Origin of the sequence: Idiomarina loihiensis (assembly GCF_024584785.1) — a bacterium.
Taxonomy (GTDB): Bacteria; Pseudomonadota; Gammaproteobacteria; order Enterobacterales; family Alteromonadaceae; genus Pseudidiomarina; species Pseudidiomarina fusca.
On the sequence record NZ_CP074112.1, the window covers coordinates 643,981 to 662,069 of the forward strand.

The following is an 18,089-nucleotide window of genomic DNA, read 5'->3' on the forward strand; positions in this document are numbered from 1 at the left end:
TCTATGGCTAAATGATGGCTAAACAGCATATTACATGAGCACAGAAACTATCCCAGACGCTGTTAAACAGCGCACTTTTAAGCGCTTGTTAGCGTACATAAAACCTTATCGTGCAGCCTTTGCACTGTCGATTTTTGGCATGTTAGGTTACGCGGCAGTTGATACTTTTTTCTTCTCCCAGATAGAAACCCTGATTGATGATGGTTTAACCGAACATAACCCTAAAATTTTGCTTTACGGTGCAATTTTTGTACCTTTGGTTTTTATAGGTCGTGGCTTATTTAACTTTATTTCGACCTACTTCTTGAATTGGGTAGGTTTTCGGGTTGTGACAACCATGCGGCAACAGCTGTTTGACCACATGGTGAAGTTACCCGTTAGCTTTCACGACAACCACTCAACCGGCGAACTGCTGTCCAAAATTACTTACACCTCACAACAAGTCGCTGAGGCTAGTAGCCGTGCGGTGCTTGTCTTGATCCGTGAAGGTGCCTTTGTGATCGGCTTGTTGAGCTTGATGTTCTATCATAGCTGGCAGCTTAGTTTAGTATTTTTGGTGGTGGGACCGCTTATTGCTAAAGTGGTGTCCGTGGTTTCTAAACGTTTTCGGCAAGTATCGCGCCGTATTCAAACGGCGATGGGCAATGTCACCACCACGGCAGAACAGATGCTAAATGGGCATAAAGTGGTGGTGATGTACGAAGGCCAAAAACGCGAATCTAAACGCTTCAGTGATATTAATAATGTCACTCGTAATCAAAATATGAAGCTGGTCACCTCGCAATCTCTAAGCACCTCGGTGATTCAGCTGATCGCCTCTTTTAGTTTGTCGATGGTGTTGGTGTTGGCCAGCTTTCCAGAGATGCTCACAGAGCTCTCGGCAGGTGCCTTTACTACTTTGTTAACGTCGATGATCATGCTACTGCGTCCGCTCAAACAATTAACCACTGTCAATAGTGATTTTCAACGAGGCATTGCTGCGGCGCAGAGTATCTTTGAAGTATTAGATGAGCGTCCAGAGCAAGATACCGGCAAGTTGGTGATAGAGCGAGCGCAAGGCAATATTCGTTTTGACGATGTACAGTTTGCATATGGCGATAGCGATGCGCCGGCCTTGGATCACGTTAGCTTTGAAGTGACGGCGGGTAAAACCTTGGCCCTGGTAGGGCGTTCGGGCAGTGGTAAATCGACCATCTCGAACTTGCTGACACGTTTCTATACCCCGCAAGGGGGTAGGATCTTGCTTGATGGCGTGGATATTTACGACTACAAACTCAAATGTTTGCGGCGTCAGTTTGCGTTGGTATCTCAGCATGTGACTTTGTTTAACGATACCATCGCCAATAACATTGCCTATGGTGCGCGTAGTGAAGTAACCCCAGAACGTATCCGCGAAGTAGCAGAACAAGCCTTTATCACCGAATTTACGGATAACTTGCCACTTGGGTTAGATACCATGGTTGGTGAGAATGGGGTGATGTTATCTGGTGGTCAGCGTCAACGGATCGCTATAGCCCGCGCTTTGTTGCGTGATGCTCCGATTTTAATTTTAGATGAGGCGACATCGGCGTTGGATACTGAATCAGAACGACACATCCAAAAAGCACTGAGCCGGTTACAGCAGAATCGTACCTCGATCGTGATTGCACATCGGCTATCAACCATCGAAAATGCCGATGAGATTTTAGTGATGGAAGACGGCAAAGTTCTAGAGCGTGGCAGCCATGCCGAGCTTATTGAACGTCAAGGCGCTTATTATCAATTGCACAGCCTGCAGTTTAATGGAGGCGAGTTGTAATGGCGTTGCAGCGGGCCTGGTACCGGCCCCGCTTAACTTGGTGGCTCGTTTTGCTGCTGCCGTTACAGGCCTTATTTGTGCTTCTGAGTAACCTGCGCCGGTGGAGTTATAAAATTGGCTTAAAGCGCGCTTATCGAGCGCCAGTTCCAGTCATTGTGGTAGGTAATATTAGTGTCGGTGGCACGGGTAAAACGCCCGTCACCCAAGCGCTAATTGCCTGGCTAAAAGCCCAAGGCTGGCAGCCCGCTATCATTTCACGCGGGTACGGCGGGCAGGGGCCGTTTCCCTTATTGCTCGATAGCACTATCGACCCCGCCATTAACGCGCGTCATAGTGGTGATGAGCCTTGGTTATTAGCGCAGCGCTGCCAGGTACCGGTAGCCGTTGGCAGCAACCGTGAGCAGAGTATCAAGCTGTTACTTCAACAGCATCCCCAGATTAATCTTATTGTCAGCGATGATGGCTTGCAGCATTACGCCTTAGCTCGTGATCTTGAGCTGGCTGTGATTGATGCTGAGCGCGGCCTTGGCAATGGTTGGCGCTTACCCATGGGGCCGTTACGGGAGCCGCAGCACCGCTTACAACAGGTAGATTTAGTGGTGCAGAATGGCACGGGTGAACGCAGTTGGGGCTGGCAGTTTAGCTTGCAAGCTGGCAGGTGGCATCAAGTAGCAAGTCAGCAGCCGATGCCATTACCTCCCCCGCCTTATGTGGCTGTGGCTGGTATTGGTCATCCGCAACGCTTTTTTGCCACTTTAAAGCAGCTTCGTATCGAGCCGGCAGCTTGCTATCCTTTTGCCGACCATTATGCTTATCAAGCCAGCGACTTTGCGTCCATGCCAGCTGACCATACGGTTTTAATGACGGAAAAAGATGCCGCTAAATGCCGCTCTTTCGCCCCTGAGAACTGGTATTATTTGCCGGTGCAAGCGCACTTTGAACAAGATTTTTGGCTGCAATTGCAACAGCTGCTAGCGCCTCTAGCAGCCCAACAGCAAGTCGCCCTATCAACGGAAGCGAATGGATAGTTTGCAGGTTTTTGAGGAGTAGAGAATGGCTGTAGATAATAAAACATTAGCAATCTTGGCTTGCCCCTTATGTAAGGGGCGCTTGGTTTGGCATGCGCCAAGCCGAGAATTGATTTGCCGTGGTGATAAATTAGCATTTCCTATTCGTAACGATATTCCCATGCTGTTGACGACCGCAGCACGTGAATTAACAGCGACTGATTTGGAGCAACTTCCCTCATGAGCTTTACAGTGATTATTCCGGCGCGGTATGCCTCCACTAGGTTACCGGGTAAGCCGTTGGCGATGATTGGTAATAAATCGATGATTCAGCGGGTGTATGAGCGCGCTGCAGCAGCCGGTGCTGCGGAAGTGATTGTTGCCACCGATGATCAGCGTATCGTGGATGCGGTTGAGGCATTTGGTGGGCGCGCTATGTTAACCTCAAGTGCCCACAATTCGGGCACTGAGCGCATTGCTGAAGTGATCGAATATTTAGCGATTGCGGATGATCATGTGGTGGTTAATGTGCAAGGTGATGAGCCTTTTATACCGCCTGAGATAATCCGCCAAGTAGCAGACAATCTAGCCAATCAAAAGCAAGCACAGATGGCGACGTTAGCCGTGCCTATTCATAATTTAGAAGAAGTCACCAGCTCTCATGCAGTAAAGGTGGTCACTGATGTGAACGGCTATGCCTTGTACTTTAGTCGGGCGCCAATTCCTTACGAGCGCGATGGTTTATGCCGCGCACGCTTAGGTGAGCTTGCCGACTATCGTCGCCATATTGGCATTTATGCCTACCGGGCAGGTTTTGTTTGGCGTTATGTTGAGTGGGAGCCAAGCCCGCTTGAGCAAATCGAGTCGTTAGAGCAATTACGAGTGCTTTGGTACGGTGAACGCATTCATGTTGCGGAAGCCATTGCGTCGCCGCCGGCTGGTATTGATACACCAGCCGACCTAGCACGAGCTAATCAGGAAGTAACTGACTAACTTTTATCTGCGCGTGCTGGCACAAACGTTGCCAGCGCGCTCGCATACCTATCAAACGGGCATAGGCGTAAGGTACCAAGAACAAACTGGTGAGAGTCGAGAACACCAAACCACCTATTATGGCAATCGCCATAGGTGCATAAGGAGGACCATCGCCACCAATTTGAGTGGTGCCGAAGGCTAACGGCAACAAACCTAATACCGTGGTTGAAACCGTCATTAATATGGGCCGCAAGCGGCTGACACTTCCCTCAATGATGGCTTCTTGCAGGCTTGCTCCGCTAGCCAGTAATTGGTTGATGCGGTCGACTAAGACAATGCCATTATTCACCACAATTCCCATCAGGATCAAAATCCCGATCATGGCCATCACGGAAATCGACTGTCCGGTGATGAGTAGCGCCCAAAACACCCCAACAATAGAGAATAAGAGCGAGGTTATGACCGCTGTCGGGAGCAGGATTGACTCGAACAACGCAGCCATAACAATGTAGATCAGAGCCACGGCAAGTAGGGTATTCACCAGCATAACGCTTTCGTTTTCACGTTGCCGTTCAAAGCTACCATCTAAACTCCACAAATACCCCTGCGGTAACTGCAACTGACTCAGAGCCGCGGTGATTTCATCACGTGCTTCGTTGGTGGTAAGGTCGGTTAGGTTAGCATCAATCGTTAATGACGTACTAGGTTGCCGGGTTTAACGTAACGAAAAGCAATGTAGCCACTGATAGGTGCTCGAATCTCGGTTTCTGCGAGATTTAATGCTGCCATGTCGTATTTCGCTTGTAATATCTCGGCTTGAAAGCGCAATTTGTCATACGCATCGGCGCTGATCATGTCGCGCTCAGCCATATCCTTTACGCGTTTTAATTCTTGTTTGATGGAGTTTAGCTCGGCGCGAGCTTGGGCTACCTGAATTCGATATTCATCGTCACGCATGTGAGCGAGTAATTGTCCAGCTTCAACATAATCACCTTCCTCAACCAAAATCGTTTCAATAATGCCCGTGGCTTTACTGGTGACATCAGCTTCATCGCGCGCTTCAAGAGTTGCTGTCGATTTAAAACTTGAGGTTATTTCACCCGCCATAACCGTCTGAGTGGCCACTGGAATACGTGCCACCTGAGTTTGTTGTATGTCTACAGCGCTTTCGTTATTAGCGCCGGCATCGCTACAGGCACTGATAGGTAGTGCTAGCATTGAGAGCAAGGCTACTGCGGCAAATCGATTAGTATTTCTGTAGGTGTTCATCATCTTGTCCCGATTGAATGCGTTAATCACTCGTTATTATTAGATATTGGTTTTCGGTCAGTAGGTGTTGGTGTAACGACCAGGTACGAAGACAGATGCATAGAACGTGCCAATTTTATCACTAGCGTTTAAAAAATTGGCTTAACCCTTTGTTTTAACGGTTTTATACAGGTGCCTCGATGGTTTAGATGAAGACGAGACAGAAAAGGTTTATTGAAGAGAAAACAAAAAAAAGCACTCCGAAGAGTGCTTTTCACTAAAAAATGGCGAGTTCCACTGCGATGTTAGCGTTTCAGTGGTTTAAAATCGCGTTGTGCTGAACCTGTGTATAATTGACGTGGACGTCCAATCTTCTGATTCGCTTCACCCATCATTTCGTGCCAGTGTGAAATCCAACCGACAGTTCGCGATAAGGCAAAAATAACCGTAAACATATTAGTAGGAATACCAATAGCTTTCAGGATGATACCTGAGTAGAAGTCTACGTTCGGGTACAGTTTCTTCTCAACAAAGTACGGGTCTTCAAGAGCAATACGCTCAAGTTCCATAGCGACATCTAACAATGGATCTTGGATGTTTAACTCTTTGAGTACTTCGTGGGCACTTTCACGCATGACGGTAGCACGTGGGTCAAAGTTCTTGTAAACGCGGTGACCAAAGCCCATCAGACGGAACGGATCGTTCTTATCTTTGGCCTTTTCAACGTACTTAGGAATGTTTTCAACAGAACCAATCTCACTCAACATACGCAAGCAAGCTTCGTTGGCACCACCATGAGCTGGTCCCCACAAAGATGCGACACCCGCGGCAATACAAGCGTACGGGTTAGCGCCTGAAGAGCCGGCTAAACGTACGGTTGAGGTTGAAGCGTTTTGCTCATGATCCGCATGCAAAGTGAAAATGCGATCCATAGCTTTGGCGATGGTCGGGCTGATTTTGTAATCTTCAGCCGGTACTGAGAACATCATATTCAAGAAGTTTTCAGCATAGCTCAGGTCGTTACGAGGGTACACGAACGGTTGGCCGATGCTAAATTTATAGGCCATCGCAGCAATCGTCGGCATTTTAGCGACCAAGCGATAGCCACTACGTAAGCGCGCTTGCTCGTCGTGAATATCGAGATCAGCATGATAAAACGAAGATAAAGCTCCGGTAACGGCACATAGCATAGCCATAGGGTGCGCATCACGACGGAAGCCGTTAAAGAAATTATGCAAACCTTGGTGAACCATGGTGTGCTTGGTGATGGTTTGCTTAAACGCATCATATTCTTCACGCGTTGGTGCTTCACCGTGCAGCAACATGTAACACACTTCGAGATAGTCCGCTTGAGTCGCTAGCTGATCAATAGGATATCCGCGATGCAGAAGAATGCCTTGCTCACCATCAATGTAGGTGATCTTTGATTCACAAGATCCTGTTGCTAGGAAGCCCGGGTCGAAGGTGAAAAAACCATGCTTGCCTAAAGTACGCACGTCAATTACATCATAGCCGGCTGTACCAGATAAAACTGGCAATTCAATGGATTGGCCGTCAATCTGCAGGGTGGCTTTACGATCAGCCATAAGGAAATCTCCTTGTTTAAGTCTGCTTCATCACTAAAAAGGGCGATAGAATTTACTAGATCTTAACCCTCCGTGTCAATTCAAACAGTTGTTTGAACCACATCTTTGTATTGATTTAGGTCAACACTGAGTGTCTTGCTAGGCAACACAACCGAGTATGATTACGCAACTGTGTGACAGTTAGATTATCGCCCATTAACTTTTTCGGTGCTAGCGGTGATCGATGCACCGGGTTTGTTCGTTTGCTTGCAGTTGGCAAGAGCGTCAACTGGGATCAGCCAAACGATGACAAAAAGATCCAACTGCTGTTATACGCTCATCCCTGTGCGAGCGGTATACTACTAAGGTCGGATTGTCATTTAGTGCTGGATTTTATTGTCTTGATCTAATCTGAATTAATTTGCGTTTTTAAGCAGAAAGCCGCTGTTTGATAATTGTAATTAAGTGTTATGGCTTATATACTTTGGCGGCGATCTCACAGGGTCCTCTAGTCAATGCTCGATTATGAGGATGTTTGAAGTTCCGAGCATGTTATCAATGCTTTTCTGTAAGGCACAACAATCGTGAAAAAACAAAGACCTGTAAATTTAGAACTAAGTACTATTAGATTTCCTGCTGCGGCAATCAGTTCCATTCTCCATCGCGTGTCTGGTGTTATCATGCTAGGCGGTGTTGGCTTTTTGGTCTGGGCGCTAGCTACATCATTGCAATCAGCTGAAGGCTTTGCGCTCGTGCAAGACCTGCTTACCGGCTTCGTTGCTAAGTTTATTGCTTGGGGTATTTTAACCGCCTTGGGGTATCACTTGTTAGCAGGTGTACGTCACATGGTTATGGACCTTGGTCACTGGGAAGAGCTTGATTCAGGCCGCATCAGTGCACAAGCCGTATTCGTTTTAGCAATCCTTGTTTCAATACTGGTAGGGGTGTGGTTATGGTAAAAGCAGCTTCAACCTTCGGCCGTTCAGGCAGCCACGATTTTATTTTAATTCGTGCATCCGCCATCATCATGGCGTTATACACCATCTTTATGGTGAGCTTCCTGGTGTCAGCCGACACGTTAACGTATGCAACTTGGACTAACTTATTCGCTAACCTAGGTATGAAGATCTTTACCATGTTGGCCTTAACCGCGGTGTTAATTCACGGCTGGATTGGGATATTCCAAGTTTTAACTGACTACGTTAAAAACACCGGCTTACGAGCTTTTCTTCAATATGTGGTATGTGTTGCACTTATCGTTTACTGGTTAGCCGGTTTATTGGTAGTGTGGCCAGTGGAGGGTGTCTAAGTGAGCGTACAAACACTCGAATTTGATGCCGTAGTAATCGGCGCTGGCGGCGCAGGTATGCGCGCTGCTTTACAAATTTCTCAAGCGGGCATGACCTGTGCCTTGATGTCTAAAGTATTCCCAACTCGTTCGCACACAGTTTCAGCGCAAGGTGGTATCACCGTAGCGTTAGGAAATGCGCACGAAGATAACTGGGAATGGCACATGTTTGATACCGTGAAAGGCTCAGACTATATTGGTGACCAAGACGCGATCGAATACATGTGTAAAACAGGTCCGGAAGCCATTTTGGAACTAGAAAACATGGGCTTGCCTTTCTCACGTTTCGAGAATGGTAAAGTTTATCAGCGTCCATTCGGTGGTCAATCAAAAGCCTTTGGTGGCGAGCAGGCAGCGCGTACTGCAGCTGCTGCCGACCGTACCGGTCACGCCTTATTGCATTTGCTTTATCAGCAAAACGTCAAAAATAAAACCACCGTTTTTTCTGAGTGGTATGCACTAGATTTAGTTAAAAACGAAGACGGTGCCATTGTTGGGGTGACCACCCTGAACATCGAAACTGGCGAAATCTTCTACGTTAAAGCGAAAGCTGTCGTGTTAGCAACGGGTGGTGCGGGTCGTATTTACGCATCAACCACCAATGCTCACATCAATACCGGTGACGGTGTAGGTATGGCATTACGCGCTGGCGTACCAGTGCAAGATATGGAAATGTGGCAGTTCCACCCAACTGGTATTGCCGGTGCCGGTACCTTAGTAACTGAAGGTTGCCGTGGTGAAGGTGGTTACTTGTTGAACAAAGATGGCGAGCGCTTTATGGAGCGTTATGCTCCGAATGCTAAAGATTTAGCATCGCGTGACGTGGTAGCTCGTTCAATGATGACGGAAATTCGCGAAGGCCGTGGTTGCGATGGTCCATTAGGGCCACACTTGAAACTGAAACTAGACCACTTAGGTCGTGATGTTTTAGAAAGCCGCTTACCAGGCGTGTGCGATTTGGCTAAAACCTTTGCTCACGTTGATCCAGCCGAAGAGCCGATTCCAGTTATCCCAACCTGTCATTACATGATGGGCGGTATTCCTACCGATGTTAACGGTCAAGCATTGCAGATCGACGACCAAGGCAACCCTACGCCAATTCACGGCTTATTTGCCTGTGGTGAGATTGCGTGCGTATCGGTGCACGGTGCTAACCGTCTTGGTGGTAACTCGTTGTTAGACTTGGTGGTATTTGGTCGTGCAACAGGCTTACATTTGGCCGAGGCAATGGCATCATTGGGCGATGCGAAAGAAGCTCGTCAGGATGATATCGATGCTGCGTTGGCACGTGTTCGTCGTTGGGAAAATAACAAAGATGGCGAAGATCCGGTTCAAATTAAGAAAGATTTGCAGCGTTGCATGCAGTTAAACTTCTCGGTATTCCGTGAAGGGAAAGCGATGGCTGAAGGCTTAGAAGAGTTGAAACAGATTCGTGAGCGGCTGAAAAATGCACGTCTTGACGATACCAGTAAAGAATTCAACACCCAGCGCATTGAGTGCTTAGAGTTGGATAACTTAATGGAAACTGCCTATTCAACCGCAGTAGCAGCTAACTTCCGTACGGAAAGCCGTGGTGCGCATAGCCGTGCTGACTTCCCAGATCGCGATGATGACAACTGGTTGGTACATACCGTGTATCGCCCACAAGATGAATCTATTGTGAAGCGCGAAGTTAACATGCAGCCTAAGCTGCGCGAAGCATTCCCGCCGAAAGCGCGGACTTACTAAGGTTAGGTGAAACGATGAAGACGTTGAATATTTCAGTGTATCGTTACAACCCGGACGTTGATAACGCCCCGTACATGAAGGATTACTCCATTGAAGTGGAAGCTAATCGCGACATGATGGTGTTGGATTTATTATTGTTGCTGAAAGAGCAAGATCCAACGTTGGCGTTCCGTCGTTCATGCCGTGAAGGTGTATGTGGTTCTGACGGCCTCAACATGAATGGTAAAAACGGATTGGCTTGTATCACGCCATTGTCAGCTCTTAAAGGTGGCAACAAGAAAATCGTGATTCGTCCATTACCGGGCTTGCCAGTGATTCGTGACTTGATTGTAGATATGAGCCAGTTCTACGCTCAATATGAGAAGATTAAGCCTTATCTGATCAATGATGACAAAACTCCACCAGCGCGTGAGCGTCTGCAAACGATTGAAGAACGTGCGAAATTAGACGGTCTGTACGAGTGCATCTTGTGTGCATGTTGCTCAACCTCTTGTCCGTCGTTCTGGTGGAATCCAGATAAGTTTATCGGTCCTGCTGGCTTGTTACATGCCTATCGGTTCTTGATTGATAGTCGTGATACTGCCACCGAGCAGCGTCTTGATGACTTAGATGATGCCTTCAGCGTATTCCGCTGCCATGGCATTATGAACTGTGTCAATGTATGCCCGAAAGGGTTGAACCCAACCAAGGCTATTGGACACATCAAATCCATGCTATTGAATCGTGCGATTTAACCATTTCGCATAGATTTGCTATAGTTGTGGCCGAGCTGTATCGAAATAGCCATCCAGCTTGGGTGGCTATTTTTTTGTAAAACGAGTGTGAAGGAACAGCGATGCAAGATGGCGTAATGCAAGCCTGGCTAGAATCCTCCCACCTAGCCGGTGGTAACATGGCGTATGTCGAAGAGTTGTTTGAGTTATATCTCGACGACCCGACGTCGGTGGGTGACGAGTGGCGCACTTTCTTTGATCAGCTGCCGCGTGAAGGCAGTGCTCAAGATACTAAGCACAGTACCATTCGTGACCAATTTCGTACCCTTGCCAAGAATAAATTGAAGCAAGCAGGCACTGCTGCCGCAGGGGCTCCTGATCAAAAGCAAGTGAAGGTCTTGCAGCTGATTAATGCGTATCGTTTTCGTGGCCATCAGCACGCCAACCTAGACCCGCTTGATTTGTGGAAACAAGAGCCGGTTGCGGACTTGTCGTTAGAGCACCACGAGCTTAGCAAAGACGATTTTGACAAAGAATTTAATGTAGGTTCGCTAGCCGTTGGTCAAGAGACCATGAAGTTGGGCGAAATCTACCAAGTGTTGAACGATATTTATTGTGGCTCAGTGGGTGCTGAGTACATGCATATCGTGTCAACCGAAGAAAAACGTTGGATTCAGCAACGTCTAGAAGGCGTGCGTGGCCGTCCTAAATTTGAGCAACAGCAGCAACGTAAACTGTTACAAGAGTTAACTGCGGCTGATGGCCTGGAAAAATACTTAGGCTCAAAATTCCCAGGCGCAAAACGCTTCTCGTTAGAGGGTGGCGATGCTCTGGTACCTATGCTTAAAGAGTTGATTCATCGCAGTGGCGAGCACGGTGGCAAAGAAGTTGTTATCGGTATGGCGCACCGCGGTCGTTTAAACGTGCTGGTGAACGTCTTAGGTAAAAAGCCCCAAGATCTATTTGATGAATTTGCTGGCAAGCATGCCATCAGCAAAGGCTCTGGTGACGTGAAATACCATTCAGGCTTTTCGTCAGACTTTGCTACTAAAGGCGGTGATGTGCACTTAGCCTTAGCATTTAACCCATCGCATTTAGAAATCGTTAACCCGGTGGTGATGGGCTCAGTGCGGGCACGGATGGATCGGTTAGGCGATAAAGATGGTGCCAAAGTGCTACCTATTACCATCCATGGTGACTCTGCCATCGCTGGCCAAGGTATCGTGCAAGAAACCTTCAATATGTCTCAAACCCGCGCCTACCAGGTGGGTGGTTCGATTCGTATTGTGGTGAACAACCAAGTAGGTTTCACCACTTCTAAGCGTGAAGACACTCGTTCAACTCAGTATTGTACTGATATTGCGAAAATGGTGCAGGCGCCAATCTTCCACGTTAATTCAGATGATCCTGAAGCCGTAATTTTTGTATCTCAGCTAGCGCTTGATTTCCGTAATACGTTCAAACGCGATGTGATGATCGATTTAGTTTGTTATCGCCGCCATGGCCACAATGAGGCCGATGAACCTAGTGCAACGCAACCGCTAATGTATAGCAAGGTGAAGAAGCACCCAGTGCCTCGTGCCATCTATGCTGAGCGTTTGGTCAATGCAGGTATTGTGGCAGCGGATGAAGCAGAAAGTTTGATCAATAACTACCGTGACTTACTTGATAAAGGTGAGATCGTCGTAGACGAATGGCGTGACATGAAGAGTCACTCGTCAGATTGGAAGCCATATATTGGTAACGAGTGGGATGTTGATTACGACGCAAAAATTAGTCGCGAACAGCTAACTAAGCTTGGCGAGGCGATGAGTACTGTGCCAACAGCTCACAAGCTGCATTCACGAGTTCAAAAGGTTTACGAAGAACGCGCTAAAATGGCTGCCGGTGAAAAACCAGCAGATTGGGGTTTTGCTGAAACCTTAGCTTATGCCAGCTTGGTGGACCAAGGGGTGCATATCCGTCTTACTGGGCAAGACTCAGGCCGCGGAACCTTCTTCCATCGGCATGCCGTATTGCATAACCAAAAAGACGCAAGCACCTTTATGCCGCTAAATAATATTCGTGAAGGCCAAGGCCAAATCGAAATTTATGACTCGGTATTATCAGAAGCAGCGGTGGTGGCGTTTGAATACGGTTATGCTACCGCAGAGCCCAAATCGTTGGTGATGTGGGAAGCTCAGTTTGGTGATTTCGCTAACGGCGCACAAGTAGTTATCGACCAGTTCTTAAGCTCAGGTGAACAAAAGTGGGGCCGCTTGTGTGGTTTGACTCTATTGTTACCTCATGGCTATGAAGGACAAGGGCCAGAGCATAGTTCGGCGCGGTTAGAACGTTTCTTGCAACTGTCAGCAGATCATAACTGGTCGGTGTGTGTTCCTACCACACCTGCTCAGGTGTTCCATATGATTCGTCGACAGCAGTTACGTCCCGTGCGTCGTCCATTGATCGTGATGACGCCGAAGTCGCTGTTACGGCATCCGCTAGCGGTATCTGATCTTGAGGATATGACCAGTGGCGTGTTCCAAAATGCGATTGCTGAAATCGATTCTTTAGATCCGAAAAAAGTGAAACGCGTGGTACTCTGTTCCGGTAAGGTTTACTACGACTTGTTACAAGAGCGTCGTAAACGCGAGCAAACCGATGTAGCAATTATTCGGGTTGAGCAATTGTATCCGTTCCCAGCGGAAGAAATGGCTGAAATCATGAAAGATTATCAGCATGTAAAAGATTTTGTCTGGTGTCAGGAAGAGCCTCAGAACCAAGGTGCATGGTACAGTAGCCAGCACAATTTCTGGGCCGCAATTCCGAAGGGCGCTCAGTTAACGTATGCCGGTCGTGCTGCATCTGCTGCACCAGCGGTAGGCTATTTGTCTGAGCACAATAAACAGCAGCAACAATTAGTCGATGACGCGCTAACCATTAAATAGGTGATAATTGACCATGGCTATAGATATTAAAGTTCCACAATTACCAGAATCAGTTGCTGATGCAACTGTTGCTACTTGGCATGTTAAGCCAGGTGACAAAGTTTCACGTGACCAAAACCTTGTCGACATCGAAACCGACAAAGTGGTGTTAGAAGTCGTAGCAACGGATGACGGCGTGATGGGTGACATCATTGCTGAAGAAGGCACCACTGTAGGTGCTGACGAGGTTATCGGTAAGCTAGAAAAAGCTGATGGCAGCGCCGCTAAAGCAGAAAGTAAAGACGACAGCAAAGCTGATAAAGCTGAAGCTAAGGCCGACCAGCCAGCTGCTAAACAAGCATCAGGTTCTGGTGAAAAGCTAGAAGTTAAAGTTCCTCAGTTGCCAGAGTCAGTTGCTGATGCGACCATCGCTACTTGGCACGTTAAGGCTGGTGATGCAGTAACTCGTGACCAAAACTTAGTGGATATCGAGACCGACAAAGTGGTGCTAGAAGTAGTAGCTCCTGCTGACGGGGTTCTGGCTGAAATTAAGTTTGACGAAGGTGCCACTGTAGGCGCTGATGACGTGATCGGTATTGTTGAAGCAGGCGCAAGCGCAGCTGCAGATTCAAGCAAAGCAGACGACGCTAAAGAAGAAGCGACTGACGAAGGTGATAGTGAAGTGGCTGGCCCAGCAGTACGTCGTATGCTAGCTGAAAATGGCTTGCAAGTAGCTGATGTTAAAGGCACTGGTAAAGGCGGTCGTGTCACTAAAGAAGATGTTGAAAAGCATCTGAAAGACGGCAGCAAAAAGGCTGAGCCAGCGAAAGCAGCAAGCACCCCAACTGCGGTAGCAACCGGTGAGCGTGAACAAAAACGTGTGCCTATGACGCGTTTGCGTAAAACCATCGCTAAGCGTTTGCTAGAAGCAAAAAATGCAACCGCCATGTTAACCACTTTCAACGAAGTTAACATGAAGCCAATCATGGACTTACGTTCAAAGTACAAAGATGAATTTGAGAAGCGCCATGATACCCGTTTAGGTTTTATGGGTTTCTATGTCAAAGCTGTTACTGAAGCGTTGAAGCGTTTCCCTGAAGTGAATGCATCGATTGATGGTGATGACATTGTTTATCACAATTATTTTGATATTAGCATCGCTGTCTCTACGCCACGTGGTCTGGTAACTCCAGTATTACGTGATACTGATAAGATGAGTATTGCTGATATTGAAAATGGCATTCGTGATCTGGCACTTAAAGGTCGTGATGGCAAACTAACCATGGAAGATATGCAAGGCGGTAATTTCACCATCACGAACGGTGGCGTATTCGGCTCATTGCTTTCAACTCCAATCTTGAACCCGCCGCAAAGCGCTATCTTGGGTATGCACAAAATCCAAGATCGTCCGATGGCGGTTGATGGTAAGGTAGAAATTCTACCTATGATGTACTTGGCGTTATCATACGACCACCGCATCATTGATGGTAAAGAATCCGTTGGCTTCTTAGTAACCATCAAAGAATTGTTAGAAGATCCACAACGTCTATTGTTGGATATTTAACAAATAACACAGCCGCTTGATGTCAGTTACATGACAATGACACAAGCGGCTATTATTTTTCCGCACAAAACGTTAAAATGTGTGCGAAATTTTCGGGTAAGCAGCATGACGCTGCTTTTGTTGTTCAAACGAATCGGAAGATCATCATGAACTTGCATGAGTATCAGGCTAAACAACTCTTTAGAGAGTTCGGATTGCCAGTATCTGAAGGCTTTGCAGTAGACACTGCTGATGAAGCCGTAGAAGCTGCTAAAAAAATTGGTGGCGAGCGTTGGGTTGTTAAGGCGCAAGTACACGCAGGCGGCCGCGGTAAAGCGGGCGGCGTAAAATTGGTTTCTAGCTTAGACGAAGTACACGCATTTGCGAGTAACTGGTTAGGCAAAAACTTGGTGACTTATCAGACTGACGCAAACGGTCAGCCGGTCGCTAAAATTTTAGTAGAAAGCTTAACTGACATCGCCTCAGAACTTTACTTAGGTGCAGTTGTTGACCGTGCAACACGTAAAATTGTGTTCATGGCATCAACCGAAGGTGGCGTAGAAATCGAGAAAGTTGCAGAAGAAACTCCAGAGAAGATTCTTAAAGCAATCATCGACCCAACGGTTGGCGCACAGCCATACCAAGGTCGTGAACTTGGTTTCAAACTAGGCCTAAATCCAGAGCAAGTGAAGCAATTCACTAAAATCTTCTTGGGCTTAGCGAAGATGTTTGAACAGTACGATTTCGCATTGTTAGAAATCAACCCGTTAGTGATTACCGACCAAGGCAACTTGCATTGCTTAGACGGCAAAATCAACATCGATAGTAACGCCCTGTATCGTCAACCAAAAATCCGTGAAATGCACGATCCTTCACAAGAAGACGAGCGTGAAGCCCAAGCAGCTAAGTGGGAATTAAACTACGTAGCTCTAGATGGCAACATCGGCTGTATGGTGAACGGTGCTGGTTTGGCGATGGGTACGATGGACATCGTTAAACTTGCCGGCGGTCAGCCAGCAAACTTCTTGGATGTTGGTGGCGGCGCAACCAAAGAGCGCGTTACTGAAGCATTCAAAATCATCTTGTCTGACAACGCTGTTAAGGCTGTTTTAGTTAACATCTTCGGCGGTATCGTTCGTTGTGACATGATTGCTGAAGGCATCATGGGCGCAGTTGAAGAAGTTGGCGTGAAAGTACCTGTAGTAGTGCGTTTAGAAGGTAACAACGCAGAACTAGGTCGGCAGAAATTAGCAGAAAGTGGCCTCAACATCATTGCAGCAGAAAGTTTATCTGATGCAGCTGATAAAGTGGTTGCAGCGGCAGGAGGTCAATAATGTCTATCTTGATCGATAAAAACACCAAAGTCATCTGCCAGGGTTTTACTGGCGGTCAGGGTACATTCCACTCTGAGCAAGCTATTGCCTATGGTACGCAAATGGTTGGCGGTGTAACTCCAGGTAAAGGCGGTCAAACGCACTTGGGTTTACCAGTATTCAACACGGTACGCGAAGCTGTAGAAGCAACTGGCGCAACTGCTTCAGTTATCTACGTACCAGCTCCTTTCTGTAAAGATTCAATTGTTGAAGCTGCAGATGCTGGTATCGAGCTGATTGTATGTATCACCGAAGGTATTCCAACCATCGATATGCTGTACGTTAAAGAATATTTGACGCACAAAGGCGTTCGCATGATTGGTCCAAACTGCCCAGGCGTGATCACTCCAGGCGAATGTAAGATCGGTATTATGCCAGGTCACATTCACAAGCCAGGTAAAGTAGGTATCGTATCTCGTTCAGGTACCTTAACCTATGAAGCTGTTAAGCAAACAACTGACGAAGGTTTCGGCCAATCTACTTGCGTAGGTATTGGTGGTGACCCAATCCCAGGCTCAAACTTTATCGATATCTTAGCGATGTTCGAAAAAGATCCAGCAACTGAAGCTATCGTTATGATCGGTGAGATCGGCGGTACTGCTGAAGAAGAAGCTGCAGAGTACATCAAGCATAACGTAACCAAGCCAGTAGTATCTTACATTGCTGGTGTTACTGCTCCTCCAGGTAAGCGCATGGGCCATGCTGGTGCGATTATTTCTGGTGGTAAAGGTACTGCAGACGAGAAATTCGCAGCCTTAGAAGCAGCTGGTGTTAAAACCGTGCGTAGTCTTGCCGATATCGGTAAAGCTTTGCGTGAAAAAACGGGCTGGTAAGCTCTGCTTCGGCATCCTTGCTAACTTAAATAAAAGCCGCTCTATGGAGCGGCTTTTTTGTGCGTGCAAGATCATGGCTCTATCTACAAGGTCCATAAGGGTCGTGGTAAGGTGGGGGACAAGCTTACATCTCAATCTTTTCTCAACCGTCAAACCGCAGAGTTGCTGGAGCAGACTATGGTAAACCGTCTCAAATTAGTTGTTCTTTTTGCAATGGCACTAGTAGCGTTTGCCGGAAATTCCATTCTTAATCGCTATGCATTACTTGAGCCTGCCATAGATCCTGCTTCATTTCTTGTGATCAGAATAGTGAGTGGGGCTGTGATGTTGGTGCTGTTGGTGTGGTTACGTAGCTTCTTTCATCGGCCGCAAAAACAACCCTATAGTAAGGGCAGTTGGTGGGGTGCACTTACTCTAAGTTGGTATGCTATTGCTTTTTCTTATGCCTACGTGGAGTTGCAAACAGGATTTGGTGCGTTAGTGTTATTTACTGCGGTGCAGTTAAGTATGTTAGCTATAACCCTCTATCAAGGCACGCGGCTAAGCCGCCGAGAATGGTTGGGGGTGGTCATTGCCTTTGCCGGCTTTGTGTATTTGCTGGTGCCTAGCATGCAGCTACCATCGTCACTTTTAGCTGCTATGTTGATGGCTGGTGCCGGTGTGGCGTGGGGATTCTATTCAGTGCATGGACGCGGACGAGGTTTTCCGCTCGCCAATACTGCCTTTAATTTTGTCCGCGCTATTCCTTTTGTGTTAATCGCTTTCTGGTGGCAAGCCCCTGAGCTCATCGTATCCACCGATGGGGTGATGCTGGCCATGGTTTCTGGAGCTATTACTTCAGGCGTCGGTTACGCTATCTGGTATTTGGTGCTACCCCAAATAACTGTGACGACCGCCGCTATTGGACAATTGTTAGTACCATTAATTGCTGCCCTAGGAGGGGTTTTGTTTGCTCATGAAGTACTTACCATGCATTTGCTGATTGCAGCAGTTGCAATTATAGGTGGCATCTTAGTGGTGGTGCTTAAACGTACTTAGATGTACTGAGA

At 47.3% G+C, this 18,089-nt stretch carries 15 protein-coding genes and 1 pseudogene; 13 read left to right on the plus strand and 3 right to left on the minus strand.

The features are described 5' to 3' along the window. The first annotated feature begins 34 nt into the window (after positions 1-34). Genes msbA through kdsB form a run of 4 tightly spaced genes read left to right on the plus strand, consistent with a single transcriptional unit; the run spans position 35 to position 3,798 of the window. Entirely contained in the window at positions 35-1,798 is a 1,764-nt protein-coding gene (gene msbA / locus KGF88_RS02960; RefSeq protein WP_110075357.1) for a lipid A export permease/ATP-binding protein MsbA, read from the plus strand. Then, positions 1,798-2,826 carry a tetraacyldisaccharide 4'-kinase gene (lpxK, locus tag KGF88_RS02965; RefSeq protein ID WP_153826032.1) on the plus strand — a complete coding sequence of 343 codons (1,029 nt, stop codon included), beginning with the start codon at positions 1,798-1,800 and terminating at the stop codon, positions 2,824-2,826. The genes msbA and lpxK overlap by 1 nt, the downstream gene beginning before the upstream one ends. A gap of 25 nt (positions 2,827-2,851) precedes the next feature. Further along, on the plus strand, positions 2,852-3,049 hold the full coding sequence (locus KGF88_RS02970) for a Trm112 family protein (protein WP_153826033.1): 198 nt from the start codon (positions 2,852-2,854) through the stop codon (positions 3,047-3,049). Then, positions 3,046-3,798 carry a 3-deoxy-manno-octulosonate cytidylyltransferase gene (gene kdsB / locus KGF88_RS02975; protein ID WP_153826034.1) on the plus strand — a complete coding sequence of 251 codons (753 nt, stop codon included), beginning with the start codon at positions 3,046-3,048 and terminating at the stop codon, positions 3,796-3,798. The genes KGF88_RS02970 and kdsB overlap by 4 nt, the downstream gene beginning before the upstream one ends. On the opposite strand, the pseudogene KGF88_RS02980 reads toward kdsB, so the two are convergent. The 3 genes and pseudogenes from KGF88_RS02980 to KGF88_RS02990 all read right to left on the minus strand — a co-directional run. Then, positions 3,776-4,480 (minus strand): annotated as a pseudogene (locus KGF88_RS02980) (efflux RND transporter permease subunit); the annotation flags it as partial. The gene kdsB and the pseudogene KGF88_RS02980 overlap by 23 nt on opposite strands. After that, a complete protein-coding gene (locus tag KGF88_RS02985) occupies positions 4,471-5,052 on the minus strand; it encodes an efflux RND transporter periplasmic adaptor subunit (protein ID WP_153826035.1) in 582 nt (193 codons plus the stop codon). The pseudogene KGF88_RS02980 and the gene KGF88_RS02985, both read right to left, overlap by 10 nt. Before the next feature lie 281 nt (positions 5,053-5,333). Further along, positions 5,334-6,614 carry a citrate synthase gene (locus tag KGF88_RS02990; protein WP_110075343.1) on the minus strand — a complete coding sequence of 427 codons (1,281 nt, stop codon included), beginning with the start codon at positions 6,612-6,614 and terminating at the stop codon, positions 5,334-5,336. Positions 6,615-7,177: 563 nt separating this feature from the next. On the opposite strand from KGF88_RS02990, the gene sdhC reads away from it, so the two are divergent. From sdhC to KGF88_RS03035, 9 genes are all read left to right on the plus strand, one after another. Continuing rightward, entirely contained in the window at positions 7,178-7,552 is a 375-nt protein-coding gene (sdhC, locus tag KGF88_RS02995) for a succinate dehydrogenase, cytochrome b556 subunit (RefSeq protein ID WP_162014490.1), read from the plus strand. Beyond that, on the plus strand, positions 7,546-7,902 hold the full coding sequence (gene sdhD, locus KGF88_RS03000; protein WP_110075341.1) for a succinate dehydrogenase, hydrophobic membrane anchor protein: 357 nt from the start codon (positions 7,546-7,548) through the stop codon (positions 7,900-7,902). The genes sdhC and sdhD overlap by 7 nt, the downstream gene beginning before the upstream one ends. Continuing rightward, on the plus strand, positions 7,903-9,669 hold the full coding sequence (gene sdhA / locus KGF88_RS03005; RefSeq protein ID WP_162014491.1) for a succinate dehydrogenase flavoprotein subunit: 1,767 nt from the start codon (positions 7,903-7,905) through the stop codon (positions 9,667-9,669). It abuts the gene before it with no gap. Between the two features lie 14 nt (positions 9,670-9,683). Then, on the plus strand, positions 9,684-10,403 hold the full coding sequence (locus KGF88_RS03010; RefSeq protein ID WP_110075339.1) for a succinate dehydrogenase iron-sulfur subunit: 720 nt from the start codon (positions 9,684-9,686) through the stop codon (positions 10,401-10,403). 101 nt (positions 10,404-10,504) lie between these two features. Further along, positions 10,505-13,312, plus strand: a complete 2,808-nt coding sequence (sucA, locus tag KGF88_RS03015) for a 2-oxoglutarate dehydrogenase E1 component (protein ID WP_153826036.1) — start codon at positions 10,505-10,507, stop codon at positions 13,310-13,312. Between the two features lie 13 nt (positions 13,313-13,325). Next, the gene (gene odhB, locus KGF88_RS03020; RefSeq protein WP_162014492.1) at positions 13,326-14,855 is read left to right on the plus strand and encodes a 2-oxoglutarate dehydrogenase complex dihydrolipoyllysine-residue succinyltransferase; all 1,530 of its coding nucleotides are present in this window, start codon (positions 13,326-13,328) and stop codon (positions 14,853-14,855) included. Between the two features lie 146 nt (positions 14,856-15,001). Beyond that, positions 15,002-16,168, plus strand: a complete 1,167-nt coding sequence (sucC, locus tag KGF88_RS03025) for an ADP-forming succinate--CoA ligase subunit beta (RefSeq protein WP_110075446.1) — start codon at positions 15,002-15,004, stop codon at positions 16,166-16,168. Beyond that, positions 16,168-17,040 (plus strand): succinate--CoA ligase subunit alpha, encoded by an 873-nt coding sequence (sucD, locus tag KGF88_RS03030; protein ID WP_110075336.1) that lies wholly within the window; start codon positions 16,168-16,170, stop codon positions 17,038-17,040. The genes sucC and sucD overlap by 1 nt, the downstream gene beginning before the upstream one ends. Before the next feature lie 177 nt (positions 17,041-17,217). Beyond that, entirely contained in the window at positions 17,218-18,078 is an 861-nt protein-coding gene (locus KGF88_RS03035) for a DMT family transporter (RefSeq protein WP_153826038.1), read from the plus strand. Positions 18,079-18,089: the final 11 nt, after the last annotated feature.

Coding starts and splice junctions, on each gene's coding strand:
- msbA (WP_110075357.1), top strand. CDS start 35: ATGAGCACAGAAACTATCCCAGACGCTGTTAAACAGCGCACTTTTAAG.
- lpxK (WP_153826032.1), top strand. CDS start 1,798: ATGGCGTTGCAGCGGGCCTGGTACCGGCCCCGCTTAACTTGGTGGCTC.
- KGF88_RS02970 (WP_153826033.1), top strand. CDS start 2,852: ATGGCTGTAGATAATAAAACATTAGCAATCTTGGCTTGCCCCTTATGT.
- kdsB (WP_153826034.1), top strand. CDS start 3,046: ATGAGCTTTACAGTGATTATTCCGGCGCGGTATGCCTCCACTAGGTTA.
- KGF88_RS02985 (WP_153826035.1), bottom strand. CDS start 5,052: ATGATGAACACCTACAGAAATACTAATCGATTTGCCGCAGTAGCCTTG.
- KGF88_RS02990 (WP_110075343.1), bottom strand. CDS start 6,614: ATGGCTGATCGTAAAGCCACCCTGCAGATTGACGGCCAATCCATTGAA.
- sdhD (WP_110075341.1), top strand. CDS start 7,546: ATGGTAAAAGCAGCTTCAACCTTCGGCCGTTCAGGCAGCCACGATTTT.
- KGF88_RS03010 (WP_110075339.1), top strand. CDS start 9,684: ATGAAGACGTTGAATATTTCAGTGTATCGTTACAACCCGGACGTTGAT.
- sucA (WP_153826036.1), top strand. CDS start 10,505: ATGCAAGATGGCGTAATGCAAGCCTGGCTAGAATCCTCCCACCTAGCC.
- odhB (WP_162014492.1), top strand. CDS start 13,326: ATGGCTATAGATATTAAAGTTCCACAATTACCAGAATCAGTTGCTGAT.
- sucC (WP_110075446.1), top strand. CDS start 15,002: ATGAACTTGCATGAGTATCAGGCTAAACAACTCTTTAGAGAGTTCGGA.
- sucD (WP_110075336.1), top strand. CDS start 16,168: ATGTCTATCTTGATCGATAAAAACACCAAAGTCATCTGCCAGGGTTTT.
- KGF88_RS03035 (WP_153826038.1), top strand. CDS start 17,218: ATGGTAAACCGTCTCAAATTAGTTGTTCTTTTTGCAATGGCACTAGTA.